Here is a 14,436-nt window from a genome sequence, read left to right as displayed (position 1 = left end):
TGAGCCAGGATCAAACTCTCCATAATAGAAAAGCTTAATTGTACTCATTTGAAGCTAGCGAGATTTTGCAATCTCATTTATAGTCGATTACTCGACTGTGCTTACTCACTCATTGTTCAGTTTTCAAAGATCAATTTCTTTCTTTTCCCATTCCGCTGTCGTGAACAGGAATTATAATATAGCATATTCACCCAACCGAATGCAAGCTTTTTTTCTACATATTTCGTCGAAATTTGCTGCCCGTTTTGGCCGGACCAGTAATATACCACGGGCATTGGGATTATGCAACACTTTTCAAAAAGAATATCGATTTAATTCTTGCACGACAAGCTCTTGCTCAAACTGTTCCTTTAATGAATCGTTGCTCGGAGAAGTGGAAAGTCCAATTTCTTTGAACTCTCGAATTAGATTCTGAATTTCATGAAGGTTGCCTTGTTGCACATAATGCTCTGTCTGATTAATGACATGAAATGCTATTGCCTGATACGCATCTGTAAAGCTTTGATCAACACCTTCTGCACCTCGATAATCCGCATAATATCTTTTGAACGTATCCATTAAACTTTCTTCCATCCTATCCATCTCCTCTCTTGATATAGCATAGTTTCCCAATACCTTTACCAATTTATACAATTTAACGGGCAACAAGCCCCGTGCGAATTATGCAGGGAGCTTGTTGTGTGAATCTAACCTTTTTCTATATATTTATAGTAGGAATGCAACTTATTAACTTTATTTAACGTCAATTGTAGTAACGGATTGATTTTGGCCTTTAAGCTGAATCACATGTCCTGCAGAGAAGTTAGCTAGGTTGCCTGTCAATGCGAAATTGGAAGATACATTATATGTAGTCGATTGATCTACACCATTGATATTTTGCGTGATTGTGATTGTTGCAATTTTACCTTGAGCATTAATTGTTGTTGAAGACAATGTACCCAAGATGTCGAAAGAATTGTTTACAGGTGCATTTCCTGTTACTTCTACGAAGACAACCGTGTTGTTGAATGTACGTACTTTAACTGTATCACCAACAGCAATTTCAGTCGGAGCAACTTTTACACCGTTACGCAAAACGAAAACATCCGGGTGCAAGTTATATACAGTCGTTGTCCCATTTTTAGTTAGGGAAAGAACATTGTTGTACACAACTGAGTTTACAGTTCCAGAATTCGAGTTTTGATCTTCGCCTGGTAATTGTTCGTTAGTACGATCTAGAAGAGCCGCCAATTGAGCACGTGTTACGCTTTGATTTGGTTTGAACGTATTGTCTTCAAAACCATCGATTAAACCTTTATCAACCGCGACTTTCACATAACCAACGGATCCAGCTGGAATTTGCTTAGCATCCTTAAACTGTAGTGTGCTCGTCATGTTTGCTTTTGCTTCCGCTTCTAATTTAAGTGCTTTCACAAGAAGTGTAGTCGCCCATAGACGGTTTGCTTCTTCATTAGGCTTAACACTGTCGTCACTCTCTGTGAACAGGTCGTTCTCAAGAGCTACCGCAACATAACCTACTGCCCATGCAGGGACTTTGTCGGCATCTTTAAAATTCAATTTCGTTTGTTTTTCAGCATCAGACTCCGCTTGTTCACGCAAGCCCATCAAACGAACTGCAGCTGTAATCGCTTCAATACGAGTTACTGTTTTCTCAGGTTTGAAGCTTCCATCTTCATATCCTTCAAAAACGCGCTTCGATGCTAGACTTGCAATGTAACGCATAGCCCACTGCGCATTTTTCATATCGTTGAAATTAATATTTATAGTAATGTTTGAATTGCCTTTGGAATCAAATTTATTGTTATCATATTTTTGCGTGTAACTATTATTCTTGTTGTTGTCATTACCTCTGCCACGATCATCGTTTTTATTTCCATTTGCAAATGCGGCAGTACCGCCACCTGCTACCATTGTTAGAACAAGACCTGTGGCTACGAATTTTTTCATTAGGTTTTTTTTCATTGTAAAATCTCTCCCTTAACTCAATTTTATGTGTTTGTATACATAAGATGGAGCCTTCGCGAAGGGTTCCTGGTTATGCTACAAGGATTCGCCAAGGCTTATCATTTTTTGGGGGTGGAGCTTGTAAATCTTTTAAAATCAATTCTCAAAGTCTATTAAATCCACCCTGAAACTGCTAAAATGAAGACCATATAGTTTAACGCTAAAGGAGCTTATGTATGCGCTTACGAAATCCGCGAGTCTTGCTCGTTATTGCTCTGGCTGTACTTCTAATTCTTGTAGCAGCCTTCTCACTCGGCAAGATTTGGTTCAATCAAGGCAGCATGAATATGACTGCCATAGCTCCAGTTGTTACACATCCTGCACCTCCGCAAGTGAGCGAAGTACCGGCATCCACGCCTAACCAAGATACGAAGCAAGAGAGCGCCTCCACATATCCAACTGATAACGTCGATGTTGTTGTCATTGGAAGTGAGCTTGAAGGTCTCTATTTGGCCCGAGCCGCGATGGATGAAGGCCTCAAAGTGAAAATATTAGATCCGCATCAAGCTTTTGGTGGTCAGATCCTCCAAAGTCAAATGCTTTTTCTAGATGAAACACGAGATGAACAAGGACATTTGCTTGTACAGGGCCGCGCTAAGGAATTATTCGATGGATTTCGCAATGCGAAGATTCGAAAGCTTTCTGAATTCACGACTTATATGGACAAGTTGAGTAAAGATATCCCCATCGAGTCCGGGATTACGATTCAAGAGGTTGAACAAATCCAAACCCCTGACCATATGCACAAAATTCCATCCATCCTATATAAAACGAACCAAAATGAAGTAAAGAAAATCACAGCTTCCTATTGGGTCGACAATAGTGATTTTGCCGCATTAATGAGCCGCTTAGAAACCAAACGTCTACCAGGTCTTGAGAAATTCTATGGCCAAAAAGATATTGAGTACATGAGCGCAGGCATGATGATGAAATTCAAACATGTGGATTGGAAGAAATTCAATACAACCTTCAACGCATTGAAACCTGAGGATAGATCGAAGCAATTCGGTGGCGGCAATGTCAGTGATAGTTTCGCAATTGGATTAAGCGGAATGACCAAGGCGTATCATCCTTCTAATGATCGTGTTTTCCTAAGAGGGTTGAATGCCGTGAATCAACGGGATGGCGAAGTCCTCATTAATGCGTTGCTCGTCTATACCGTGGATCCTGCCAAGCCAGCGTCTGTACAAGAAGCGGTCTATTTAGGAAATAAGGAAACAGCCCTGATCTTACAGCATTTCCGTAAAACATTACCAGGCTGGGAGAAAGCTGAACTTGGCGAACTGCCAACTTACCCGTACATTAGAGAATATAATCACTACGAAATGGATTACACCCTCAAACCATCTGATCTCCTTGGGGGTACGATGTTCTGGGACAATGTAAGTATTGGCGGTTATCCACTTGATCTCCAAGGTACGAGTGCCAACAAATGGGGGATTGAGATGGGACGCCCTGATAAATACGGCATGCCGCTGCGCAGCTTTTTACTTAAAAATTATGAAAATGTCATCGCAGCAGGCAAAAATGTAGGTTCTTCCGCAATCGCATATGGAAGCACACGTATCCAGCCAAATACGAGTTTGGCCGCAGAATCCATTGGAGTTATCTTAGGCCAGCTTCATGGCAAGCAGAAACTTCGGGAAATTAAACCCGAAGACATGTTGAAGCTCCAAACATACTTGGCTACTCGTTATCAAATCAAGTTGACTGGCGTAACAGGAACCAACAAGATTACAGGTTGGAATGAAGAAGAAATTCGCAAACTGGATACTGGCGAGATCACGTATCCGAGCTATGTGCAAACACGTAAAAAACCAGCCGTTAAATGAGAAATCCTCTAACCGTGCCCTCGTTCAAGTAACGAGTGAGGCACGGTTTTTTTCTTTTCAGAAAGGGATTGAAAGCAAACCAACTTACGTATACAATAAGTATTATACTTATAAATGCTTACTAACACTTAAGTAAAGGAGGTAATTAATCTTGTTTCAGGAAGAACGTCTTCTTTCCATCCTTGAATACTTAAAATCAAATAAGCGAATATCCGTAGATCTGATCTGTGAGCTCTATGAAGTTTCGCGCGATACGGCTAGGCGAGATATGGTCAAATTAGAGGAACAAGGCTCAATCGTTCGTACGAGAGGCGGAGCCATTCTCCCTACGCTTTCTAAAGACGTCGGCAATTATGATCAACGTCTTCAAGAAGAATCCTCATCTAAGCTAACGATAGGCAAGCGAGCAGCTGCACTCGTTCAAGATGGCGATTATCTGATGATGGATGCTTCAACTACAGTTTTGCATGCAGCTACTGCCCTTACGACCAAAAACAACATTGTCATCACGAGTTCGATTGAAACTGCCGCAATTCTCACCCGCAAGGATGGCATTACGATTCATATGCTTGGCGGGGTGCTAGATAATAAACACCATAGTGTCTACGGGGCTAAGGCGATTGAAATGTTGAACGAGTATCACGTTGATAAACTTTTCATAGGCACGTGCGGTATTTCTGAAAATGGGCTGTCTGCCCCCAATGAAGAAGATTGTTATTTGGTAAGAGCGATGATGGAACATGCTGATCAAGTGATCGTTCTCGCTGATCATTCGAAATTCGGCAAGCGACTGTTCCATCATGTCGTGGGATTTGAAAGTATAGATATTCTGATAACGGATCAAGCATTGAGCGAGGAAATGAAAGAGCGTTTATTGACCAATGAGGTTGAAATTGTACTAGCAGGAGGAGAAGAACAACATGATTAAACTAATCGTTAGCGATCTAGACGGCACGCTGCTTGACCATCATAAGAAAGTCTCTGAACGGGAACTTGAGGCTCTACAACTAGTGAAAGATAAGGGAATCACACTTTGTCTAGCCTCTGGGAGAATGAATTTGGAGATGCAGAAAGTACTAGCGGACATTCAACACCAAGCCTATTCCGTTTCCCAAAATGGCGCCTTCATCCATTTAATGGATGGCACACTTCTTCAAGCGAAGCTATTCGAGCCTTCCATCGCACATCAGGTTTATCGGCTCATTGAAGCTTACGATGTGGTTAAACTAATTTGCTCCGGGAATGCCAATTATATTGAGAAGTTGAGCCCTGCCTCCGATGCGATTCAAGCTAGAATGTTCGAACCCTTCATAGTCCAAAGCGAAATCGAGCAATCCTTAAAGGATGCATTTCCGATATGTAAATATTCACTTTTCGGACGTGTAGACCATTTACTGGAGATTAAAACGCTGCTTGAAAAAGAGCTCCCTGATCTCTTGGATATTTATTTGGCCGATCACGATTGTCTTGATATCATGCCACACCAAGTATCCAAGGGCAGTTCCCTGCTAATTCTTGCGGCACATTTGGGATTAAAGCCCGAGGAGATCGCTTGTTTCGGAGATTCCTTTAATGATGTATCAATGTTCGGGATTACTCCGCATAGTTTTGCCATGCACACTGCGCATTCAGATGTGAAGAAACACGCTTCGAAAACTGTGAATTCTGTTTCTGAAGCCATTTCACATGTATTGGCCTATAATGACGAGTTGATGACTGAACGTAAAGGAAGCTCCGCGTTATGAAAAGATTATTAATTATGGGCTGTCTCTCCTACTTATTAACAGGCTGTACGCACGTTATTTTCGGTGCCGTGTTGCCTGAACTACTAGCCCATTATGGTCGAAGCTACAGCGGCGGCGGATTGCTGGTCTTCTTGCAGTTCGGAGGGTTCATGTTAGGTGTGCTTGCAATGCCTACCCTCATTCGTCGCATCTCTCGTCGAAGTACGATTACCATGGCTTTTTGCTTCTTGTTTGTGGCTATGCTTGCTATAGGCTTATTGCCACCCTGGCCGATGGTTATCGGGTTGACTTTCCTTGCAGGTATCTCCTTCGGACTCGTAGAGTCCAGTATCAGCACTTTCGTCCTCATGGCTGCCAAAGATCAGCAAGCAGTTGCCTTTAGCAAGCTTGAAGTTTTCTTTGGACTTGGTGCATTATTCATGCCCCTTGTCTCCAGTCTACTCATCGCCAATGGGCTATGGAAACTTGCCTTTATGCTGCTCGGACTAAGCGCTCTTGCAACGGGCATCATATGGTCGAAACTTTCTTTAGGTGAACACGATGAACTACTCGCACATAAAGCGAATCGTTCGCAGAAAGTGGATCAAGTTCCTGTGCTCTCTAAAAAATCGTTTATTTTTCTAAGCCTACTTATGACCGTCTTCTTCTTATATTGTGGTATGGAAAATACAATCGTTAATTTCTTACCTTCGATCTTTAAGGACCAGTTACAGGCTTCAAGTTCCGTCTCTACACTCGGTGTGACTGCTTATTGGTTAACCATGGTTGTTGGTCGGTTATTCGCAGGCGCATTAGCAGAAAAGATGACTTATTTCAAATATTTAGCTGTCTCATTCGCTTTGAGCTTGATCACAGTAATTGCATGGGTGTTCAGCACGAATCTTTGGAGCAGCTTTGCTGTGATCCTTTTGCTTGGTCTATTCATGTCAGGTATGTTTGCGGTGGCGCTTATTTATGCAAACCAACTATTGCCTGGACGAACGGAACAAACGACGAGCGCTCTTATTGCCTCTGGCGGACTAGGCGGAGCCATCTTGCCGCTTGGTGTCGGTTGGGGCATGGATCACATCCATGTAGGTGTCTCGATCTGGTTTGTGTTGATAAGTATGTGTGTGGTTTTTGGTATCATTCTGTATACACGCAGATGGCGGGCTCCTCTGTTGGGGGCAAAAGTTGGATAGTGTGTGGTGCGAGCTGTTGCGTGAGTAGAGTTGAATTGTGTGTGTGTGTGGAAAGTATATGCAAGAAAAGATTAACTGTAAAAACTACAGTTAATTCTTCAAAAATTTGATATAAATTAAGATTAGATGGAAAATATGTAGTTAATATCAGTCAAAACGACCAATCTTGGCATTTCGTCTTAAAATAGCTGTATAAAATCCATTTAATTGCTAATTTTCCATTAAACCAGTGGAATTAGCTGTAGAAAATACAGTTAAAACGCGGCCGCAGCGTATTTGATAAAATACAAGCAAAAAACCCTTCGAATCCACTAAAGTGGTAGGAAGGGTTTTTCGTTTTACTGGAATGGCTTTAGTTGAATAAGAATAGCCTTGTCTTCAAAGACCACATTTTTAATGCCGATTAATTTAGGCAAGTACGATTGCAGTGGAACTTCAATAGGTGCGAGTTGAAGCCAAGTACTAGGCAGTTGCCAATTCCGGATTTGCGTATTCACATGCTGGATAACCAAGTTAGGCGGATCCCATGCCAGAGTGAGTGTCGTATGAGCGCCGATCGGAACCCTATCATGCCACCTGACATTGACATCCGCCTCAACCGTGGAACCCTGCAGATTCAACTCTGCGCCTTCCATCCGAAAATCATGCGGCAATGTGCTGTGCGAGGCCAACTGTTTCTTGAGTAATTGATTTACTTCCTCTTCCGAAAGCCGTACGTCCAGCTTTCGGGAGAGAATCATTTCTGCAATTTTGCTGCTTATAGAAATCTCTTTATATTGTAGATCCAACGACTTCGTTGGTTTCACATACAGAATGATGATGAATATCATCACCGCGGCGATGACAACCAGCATCAAGAGTGTGAACGTAACTTTCTTCAGCATGCTTCTACACCCCGCAGATCATGAGCAAGCGTCGCAATGAAACGTGCGCGCTACTCTTCTTTATTCTGCTGCTTCTCTTTGAGCCAGCGCGGAGCTCCCTTGCTCTTGCGATCGCGCTCGCGTTGGGCTTTGCTGACGGCCTTGCCTGCGGCGGCCGTCTTCCCTTGCGCTGCCGGCTTCGCCGGAGCAGCGCCCTGTTGGCCGCGCGCGTCTAGCGTCGCGGCACTTCCACGCACCGCGCCCACAGGCGCGGCAGCCTCACGCGCGCCGGCGGAGCCGCTGCGCGATGGTGCGCCGCTTGGGCGCGCAGCTTCACGGCGGCTGCGCATCGTAGCCGCACTACGGTCTTGGGCCGGGTCAACCAACCGGCCCTCGTACATAGCCTTCGGCTCAATCGTGATGCCGAGCTGCTTCTCGAATTTCTCGATGATGAAGAGCTCCTTCGATGTCACGATAGAGATCGAAGTCCCCTCACGCCCCATCCGGCCTGTCCGACCTACACGATGAAGGTAATATTCCGCATTCGTCGCTACATCCAAATGGAAGACATGCGTCACGCCTTCAATATCAAGCCCTCTGGCAGCAACGTCCGTCGCCAACAATAGTTGGAATTTCCCATCACGGAAATTGCCCATGACTTTGGCACGATCCTGCTTACTCGCTTCGCCGTATAGCGCTTCAACGGAAAGCCCCACATATTGCAGCTTTCCTACAACTTGTGCAATATCATCCGTCACATTAATGAAGACAATCGCTGAAGTTGGCTTAATCATCCTAACTAGTCTGCGGAGGGTGTCAATCTTCTCACGTTCCTGACACACGACATAGTGATGCTCCAACGTTTCAGCCGTACGCTGTGAGGGGTTAATTTTGATAATAACCGGTTCCTTCAACCATCTGCCAGCAGCTTGTTCTGTACTTTGCGGAATTGTCGCTGAGACAAACACCATTTGACTCGTGCGAAGCATTCCTTTGAGTACCGCTTCTACATCCTGCATAGAGCCAAGTTCAAACACTTGGTCAACTTCATCGACAATCCCCATTTTCACATGATGCAGCGTAAGCTTGCGAACTTTCATTAACTCCAGCAATCGTCCAGGCGTTCCAACAACGATATGCGGATGAAGGCGCAGCTTTTCGATCTGTCTAGCTACTGCCGCTCCACCAATTAAGGACTGTGAACGAATCGGTCCCCCGCTCGTCAATTTCTCAATTTCTTGCATGATCTGCATGCCCAACTCTCGTGTAGGTACAATGATCATGACTTGCAATTGTTTCTGTGCTGGATCGATTCGTTCCAAGGCAGGCAGTAGATAAGCTAGTGTTTTACCCGTTCCCGTCTGAGATTGAATAATCGCATCTTTACCTTGCAAGAGAACTGGAATACCTTCCGCTTGAATCGGTGTTGGCTCACCAATCCCTAATTCTTGTAATTTATCTAAATACGTCTGTGCAATCTGCAACCCTTCAAAACTCGTGCTCAATACGATATACCCCTTTTCTCTTCCATCCTCATGCCCATATTATATGCTAGAGTGCTTCAGCAAACAAATATGTAGACACCGCCCTTCTATCTGTCCGATCCCCAGTCATTCAAAAACTTCTGTTTAATGGCATCCCGTGCCCGAAAAAGCCTTTGACGTACTACGCCTTCAGTTACGCAAAGTTCACTAGCCATATCTTTATACGATAAATTATGTATCCATTTCATGGCGATAATCTGTCTATAGGAAGGATTTAGTTGATTAATATAAGCAATTACAGCCTCTCTCATGACTTTCATTTCAACCTCTACATCAGGCGAAGCCGAATATTCCGAAGTTGGGGCTGACTCTTTTAGGGAAAATAGTACCTCTGTCTCAAGTTCATCACGGTTGCGTCTATGCTTGCGCAAATGATTCAACGTTACGTTCCGCGTTAGTCGTTTGAGCCAGCCTTCATATTTATCAATTTCCGTTAACAAAGGGGCTTTGTGAACAGCCCGGAGAAAGGCTTCCTGGATAATATCTTCAGCAGCAGAATGATCTCTTAAAATAAAATTAATCATCGGATAAACGAGCAAGTAAAATTCCTTATAAATCTGTTCCTGCATGCTCGTATCTAATGTGTTAAAGTCGCTGTTAAAAATTTCTCTCAGTGACTTCATCATATCCCCCCTAGCCTACAGGTAAAAAAAGACCTAAAGTGTATCTACCTATTTTAGGTTAAAAAGGAGGAGTAAACAATCATTACCGCTAAAATAATAGGAAATAATTTCCCATTGAGAAAACCTCTATCGAAGCCATCCAAGGATGAGCGACCGCGTTCAGATGTAGGTTTTATCGCCAATATGAAAGCTGTATTCGGTTTCCGAATACTTTTGCTTTCCTATGTGGTAAACTAAAAGTGCTCAAACTACTCTATTTCCATCCGAAGGGATGACGTGCATGTCTACTGATTTCGAAAACGATTTTAACACGTTGGTCGCCAAGACCGCAGAACTTATTACAGGTGATACTTCCCCAGAAATGATTGAGAAAATCAAGAAATGGGCTTTCTTTAATCATGTTCATAAGGCACTGCCCGCACTTGCCTCCCATTGGAATCAATCACATCCTGAGGGCAAAGCAGAAATGCGAAAGATTTTCGAAGAAATCCGCGATCTGAATCAATCGAAGCAAGCCGCGAAGTCTGATCAATCAGAAACGTAGGATGAAGTAAAAAAGCGACCCCAGTGATCGGGAGCCGCTTTATTTTTTATCCATGATCCGGGTGGCCAGCTTGTTAAATAGGCGAGGAAACAAATGAAATAAGGTAATCCCCATTCCAGCTACGAAGGGCAAGTTTTTCTCCGGAATGTTTTTCTCAATGGCATGAATGAGCTCTTTGACTACTTTCTCGGGCTTCAACATAAACCAAGCGATGTTCTTGACGTAATTGCCGCTCGGATCAGCCTTGTCGAAAAATGGTGTCGCAATAGGGCCTGGATTAATGGCTGTCACGAAAACCCCTGATCCCGCTAATTCCATCCGCAAACTATTCGTAAATCCTAATACGGCATGCTTGGTTGCTGAATAGGCCGTTGATTTGGCAGAGCCAATCTTACCTGCCATAGAGGCAATATTGACAATATGCCCACTTCTTGCCGCCAACATATGCGGGAGTACAGCTTGAGTGCATCGTACAATTCCTAGATAATTCACATCCATCATCTCTTCGAAATGTGCTAACGGTGCCTTGGTAAATGTCTCGAATATGCCATATCCAGCATTATTAATCAGTATATCAATTCGCCCAAACTCAGCGATAATCCGACTCACAACTTCGTTTACTTGGGCTGTATTCGTTACGTCCATATCGTAGACAGCATGTTGTCCGGGCAAGCTTGATGCAATCTGTTTCAACATATCCGTGCGCCGTGCTGTCAACACAGGAATAGCTCCCTTGGCTGCGAGTTGTTGCGCCATCCCAGCTCCAATCCCACTAGAAGCGCCTGTAATCAAGACGACCTTATTCTTGATTTGCAATCCATTCCACTCCCTTCTCCGCACAAAAAAAATGGAGCTACCATCCTACTGGTACTCCAACGCTCTTACTTATATTACGTAATTAACACTTGAATGTCTAGTTCACCAATACCATCCATGATTAAAGGAATCGTCAATGCTCGCTTCGGAATAAATCCCGCTGCCGTCGCAGATTGTACTAACTTAGGCGGTGTAATATCTACCCGCACGCCTTGGTTAAAGAGCATCGTACTTGCATTACCACTAATCATGTTGCCAAGTTCAGAAATGGCACTTTTGCCCATTTCATCCATCTCAGTAATGACGAATCCACCCATCATGGCAGAAACCATCTTCAAAGCAACATCCTCAGCCAAGCCGAAAACGACGTCACCTTCCATTTGCCCCGTCATACCAATTTGAATCCAGATATACTTTTCCACAAATTTGACGTCTTTAATGCCGAGTTGCCCTGTCGTTGGGCGAATGTTAGCAACTTGCTCGATGACGATTCTAGCCGACTCCAAAAAGGGATTAATGTACTCAGCCTTCATAGCTCCGCTCCGATCTCATTTGTGAATAAGTTCCACAGAAAAACGACCTTTTTCAACATTATACATAAAATTTTAGGACAAGTATACTGTCAATTTAACAAAAATAGTTCCAACTACTCAGATACACGTCACACTTCTGCCTCCATACTTAAATTGTCGAATCCTACATTTGAAACGACAAAAAATAATAAAAATGCAAAATGAATGGTAAATTATACAAAATAATAGCCAATCCTGTTAAACTATGTAAGAGAACCTCTAAGAGGAGAGATGAGAGTCAATGACGATGAACCCCCCTCCTGTAAATACACGCAAATTCAAGATCTATCTGATAGGCAGCATAGCAATCTTCAGTATTCTTTTATCTTCTTTGCACCATCTATCTTTTTTTCAACATAACCGCATGGCCAGTATTGCACTCGACTGTGGTATGTTAGTCGTATTTATGGTACTTGCCTTATTCATATTAAGGTTACTTAAACGACGTGAAACTAGTATTTCGGAAATGGCGGAGCGATACAAATCACTTTTCGATAACCATCCTGATTCTATCATTTCCTTTAGTTTGGATGGGGATATCCTTTCTTCCAATCATGGGCTTGAAAGCTTGCTCGGACTAGGTGAAGAATCATCCAAATCCGCCTCAATTCTTCCCATGATCCACCCTCCTGATCTGCTCAAAACATTACACCATTTCCAAGTGGCTTCAGAAGGAATGCCTCAAAATTTTGATGCTTCTTTCCTGCATCAAAATGGATTCCCTATCCCTTCTAATGTAACTTTTGTTCCTACCAAAGTGGGCAACCAAATCATTGGGGTTTATGCAATTCTGAAAGATTTGACCGAGATCAGGGAACAGAAGAAAGAGATTGATAAACTCTATAAACAGAATCAACTTATTCTCAACTCGGTTTCAGAAGGCATTTATGGTATTGATACCAATGGTCGTACTATTTTTTGGAACAAAGCCGCGGAAGCCATCACTGGGTGGAAAGTGGACGAAATGCTAGGTAGACGCATTCATAACCTCATTCGGCCTCTTCATGCGGATGGCACAGTTGTCATACCAGAGGAAAACGCGACAGTAAATACGATGCTTCAACGTGAAAGCGCGATAATGAATGAAGATTTGTTTTGGAAAAAGGATGGCACCAGCTTTCCGGTTGAGTACATGTCTAGTCCGATGTTGGATGGCGGTGGTCAGCTGCTAGGTACCGTGCTTACATTCAGCGATATTACCGAATTGAAGAAAACGCAAGAACTGCTTATTAAATCGGACAAGCTATCTGCCGTTGGACAGTTGGCTGCTGGTGTTGCACATGAAATTCGCAATCCGTTGACGTCGTTAAAAGGATTCCTCCAGCTGCTCAAAACGAATTCCTCCAAAGAGCAATATTACATTGAAATTATGCAAAATGAACTGCAGCGTATAGAATTCATTGTGAATGAGTTTTTGTTTGTATCCAAACCACAAGCTACCCATTTCGTTACTAGCACGTTAAATAACATTATCATGAGTACCGTAGAGTTGCTTCAACCTCAAGCCCTGCTTTCTAATATCGAAATTGAAACAGAGATTGACGCCGGGCTTCCACCCGTGACATGTGATGTGAATCAAATCAAGCAGGTCTTTATTAATATTATGAAAAATGCAATAGAATCGATGTCACAAGGTGGGAATTTGCGCATACATGCCGAACTGAAGAGCTCAAGCAATCAAATTCTTGTTCGTTTCGTTGATGAGGGCTGCGGCATTGCGCCAGAACGACTTCCGAAGCTCGGAGAGCCTTTCTACAGCACGAAGGAGAAAGGAACAGGACTAGGCCTAATGGTTTGTTACCGCATCATTGAAGCTCACGGTGGATTCATGGAGATTAGCTCGAAACTGACAGAGGGAACGATCGTTGAGATCACGCTCCCGACTACAACTTACCTATCTAAAGGAGAAGCAACAGGATGAACGGATTTCTAATTGATTTAGATGGTACACTTTACAGAGGACATGAACCTATTCCTGGCGCCGCAGCTTTCCTGCAATGGCTGCAGCAAGAGCAATTGCCCTATCTCTTGGTGACGAACAATTCGTCCCGTACCCCCGAGCAAGTTGCCGAGCACCTGCAATCGCTCGGCATGGAGGTACCCGCGGCAGCCGTCTATACGTCCTCGCAGGCGGCTGCCCAGTACTTGACGGAGCAGCGCGCTGGCCAGCGCGTGCATATGATCGGCGAAGACGGCCTGCGGATTGCGCTGGACGCTGCCGGCTTCGCCATGGACGGGACGACGACGCCAGATTACGTCGTCCAAGGCATTGATCGCAGCTTCACCTACGGGAAGCTGACCGAAGCGGTCCGCCATCTGAAACATGGCGCGACCTATGTCTTAACCAATCCCGACCGGCTGCTGCCGTCGGATGGCGGGCTTATGCCAGGGGCTGGCTCCCTGGCAGCTTCGATCACCGCCGCCTCCGGCGTGGAGCCGGTGGTGATCGGGAAGCCGTCGCCGATCATCATGGCGTATGCCATCGATCGGCTTGGTCTGCCCTCCGCCGATGTCTGGGTCATCGGCGATAACGTGCACACCGACATCCGCGGAGGCGCGATGGCGGGGTGCCGCACAGCCCTTGTCTTGACGGGCGTCGCGACGCCAGATAATGTGCACGAACAGCTGGCGTCGGCGGGCTTGACGCCAGACTTGGTCTGCACGGATTTGCCTCATTTCATTGCGCAGCTGCGTGGTTTATCGAACTAAGGA

14 protein-coding genes are annotated in these 14,436 nt (G+C 44.2%); 7 read left to right on the top strand and 7 right to left on the bottom strand.

Annotation, left to right across the window (positions count from 1 at the left end):
• Positions 1-294 precede the first annotated feature (294 nt).
• Both AC58PV_RS34345 and AC58PV_RS34340 read right to left on the bottom strand, forming a co-directional pair.
• Positions 295-573: a hypothetical protein gene (locus tag AC58PV_RS34345; RefSeq protein ID WP_497437518.1), complete on the bottom strand. Its 279-nt coding sequence runs from the start codon at positions 571-573 to the stop codon at positions 295-297.
• A 159-nt stretch (positions 574-732) separates the two neighbouring features.
• Positions 733-1,962, bottom strand: coding sequence for an S-layer homology domain-containing protein (locus AC58PV_RS34340; protein WP_497437516.1), 1,230 nt, complete (start codon positions 1,960-1,962; stop codon positions 733-735).
• 218 nt (positions 1,963-2,180) lie between these two features.
• On the opposite strand from AC58PV_RS34340, the gene AC58PV_RS34335 reads away from it, so the two are divergent.
• The 4 genes from AC58PV_RS34335 to AC58PV_RS34320 all read left to right on the top strand — a co-directional run bounded on the left by AC58PV_RS34335 (position 2,181) and on the right by AC58PV_RS34320 (position 6,762).
• Entirely contained in the window at positions 2,181-3,836 is a 1,656-nt protein-coding gene (locus AC58PV_RS34335; protein WP_497437515.1) for an FAD-dependent oxidoreductase, read from the top strand.
• 151 nt (positions 3,837-3,987) lie between these two features.
• Positions 3,988-4,764 carry a DeoR/GlpR family DNA-binding transcription regulator gene (locus tag AC58PV_RS34330; RefSeq protein WP_497437514.1) on the top strand — a complete coding sequence of 259 codons (777 nt, stop codon included), beginning with the start codon at positions 3,988-3,990 and terminating at the stop codon, positions 4,762-4,764.
• Positions 4,757-5,581 carry an HAD family hydrolase gene (locus AC58PV_RS34325; protein ID WP_497437512.1) on the top strand — a complete coding sequence of 275 codons (825 nt, stop codon included), beginning with the start codon at positions 4,757-4,759 and terminating at the stop codon, positions 5,579-5,581. Before AC58PV_RS34330 ends, AC58PV_RS34325 begins: the two co-directional genes overlap by 8 nt.
• Positions 5,578-6,762, top strand: coding sequence for an MFS transporter (locus AC58PV_RS34320; RefSeq protein ID WP_497437511.1), 1,185 nt, complete (start codon positions 5,578-5,580; stop codon positions 6,760-6,762). The genes AC58PV_RS34325 and AC58PV_RS34320 overlap by 4 nt, the downstream gene beginning before the upstream one ends.
• 338 nt (positions 6,763-7,100) lie before the next feature.
• Here AC58PV_RS34320 and AC58PV_RS34315 read toward each other — a convergent pair whose 3' ends face one another.
• The 3 genes from AC58PV_RS34315 to AC58PV_RS34305 all read right to left on the bottom strand — a co-directional run bounded on the left by AC58PV_RS34315 (position 7,101) and on the right by AC58PV_RS34305 (position 9,795).
• On the bottom strand, positions 7,101-7,646 hold the full coding sequence (locus AC58PV_RS34315; protein WP_497437510.1) for a hypothetical protein: 546 nt from the start codon (positions 7,644-7,646) through the stop codon (positions 7,101-7,103).
• Positions 7,647-7,696: 50 nt separating this feature from the next.
• The gene (locus tag AC58PV_RS34310) at positions 7,697-9,130 is read right to left on the bottom strand and encodes a DEAD/DEAH box helicase (protein WP_497437509.1); all 1,434 of its coding nucleotides are present in this window, start codon (positions 9,128-9,130) and stop codon (positions 7,697-7,699) included.
• An 86-nt stretch (positions 9,131-9,216) separates the two neighbouring features.
• The gene (locus AC58PV_RS34305) at positions 9,217-9,795 is read right to left on the bottom strand and encodes an RNA polymerase sigma factor (RefSeq protein WP_497437507.1); all 579 of its coding nucleotides are present in this window, start codon (positions 9,793-9,795) and stop codon (positions 9,217-9,219) included.
• 277 nt (positions 9,796-10,072) lie between these two features.
• Between AC58PV_RS34305 and AC58PV_RS34300 the strand changes: the two genes are divergently transcribed.
• Positions 10,073-10,336 carry a DUF2573 family protein gene (locus tag AC58PV_RS34300; protein WP_497437506.1) on the top strand — a complete coding sequence of 88 codons (264 nt, stop codon included), beginning with the start codon at positions 10,073-10,075 and terminating at the stop codon, positions 10,334-10,336.
• Between the two features lie 39 nt (positions 10,337-10,375).
• Here AC58PV_RS34300 and AC58PV_RS34295 read toward each other — a convergent pair whose 3' ends face one another.
• Together AC58PV_RS34295 and AC58PV_RS34290 are read right to left on the bottom strand one after the other, a co-directional pair.
• Positions 10,376-11,152 carry an SDR family NAD(P)-dependent oxidoreductase gene (locus AC58PV_RS34295; RefSeq protein WP_497437505.1) on the bottom strand — a complete coding sequence of 259 codons (777 nt, stop codon included), beginning with the start codon at positions 11,150-11,152 and terminating at the stop codon, positions 10,376-10,378.
• Between the two features lie 74 nt (positions 11,153-11,226).
• The gene (locus tag AC58PV_RS34290) at positions 11,227-11,685 is read right to left on the bottom strand and encodes a chemotaxis protein CheX (protein WP_068664543.1); all 459 of its coding nucleotides are present in this window, start codon (positions 11,683-11,685) and stop codon (positions 11,227-11,229) included.
• 280 nt (positions 11,686-11,965) lie between these two features.
• Between AC58PV_RS34290 and AC58PV_RS34285 the strand changes: the two genes are divergently transcribed.
• Positions 11,966-13,645 (top strand): PAS domain-containing sensor histidine kinase, encoded by a 1,680-nt coding sequence (locus tag AC58PV_RS34285; protein WP_497437503.1) that lies wholly within the window; start codon positions 11,966-11,968, stop codon positions 13,643-13,645.
• Positions 13,642-14,433 carry a TIGR01457 family HAD-type hydrolase gene (locus AC58PV_RS34280; RefSeq protein ID WP_497437502.1) on the top strand — a complete coding sequence of 264 codons (792 nt, stop codon included), beginning with the start codon at positions 13,642-13,644 and terminating at the stop codon, positions 14,431-14,433. Before AC58PV_RS34285 ends, AC58PV_RS34280 begins: the two co-directional genes overlap by 4 nt.
• Positions 14,434-14,436 lie beyond the last annotated feature (3 nt).

Source organism: Paenibacillus sp. J22FR83 (genome assembly GCF_059691955.1).
This window is presented reverse-complemented; position numbering and strand designations above follow the sequence as displayed.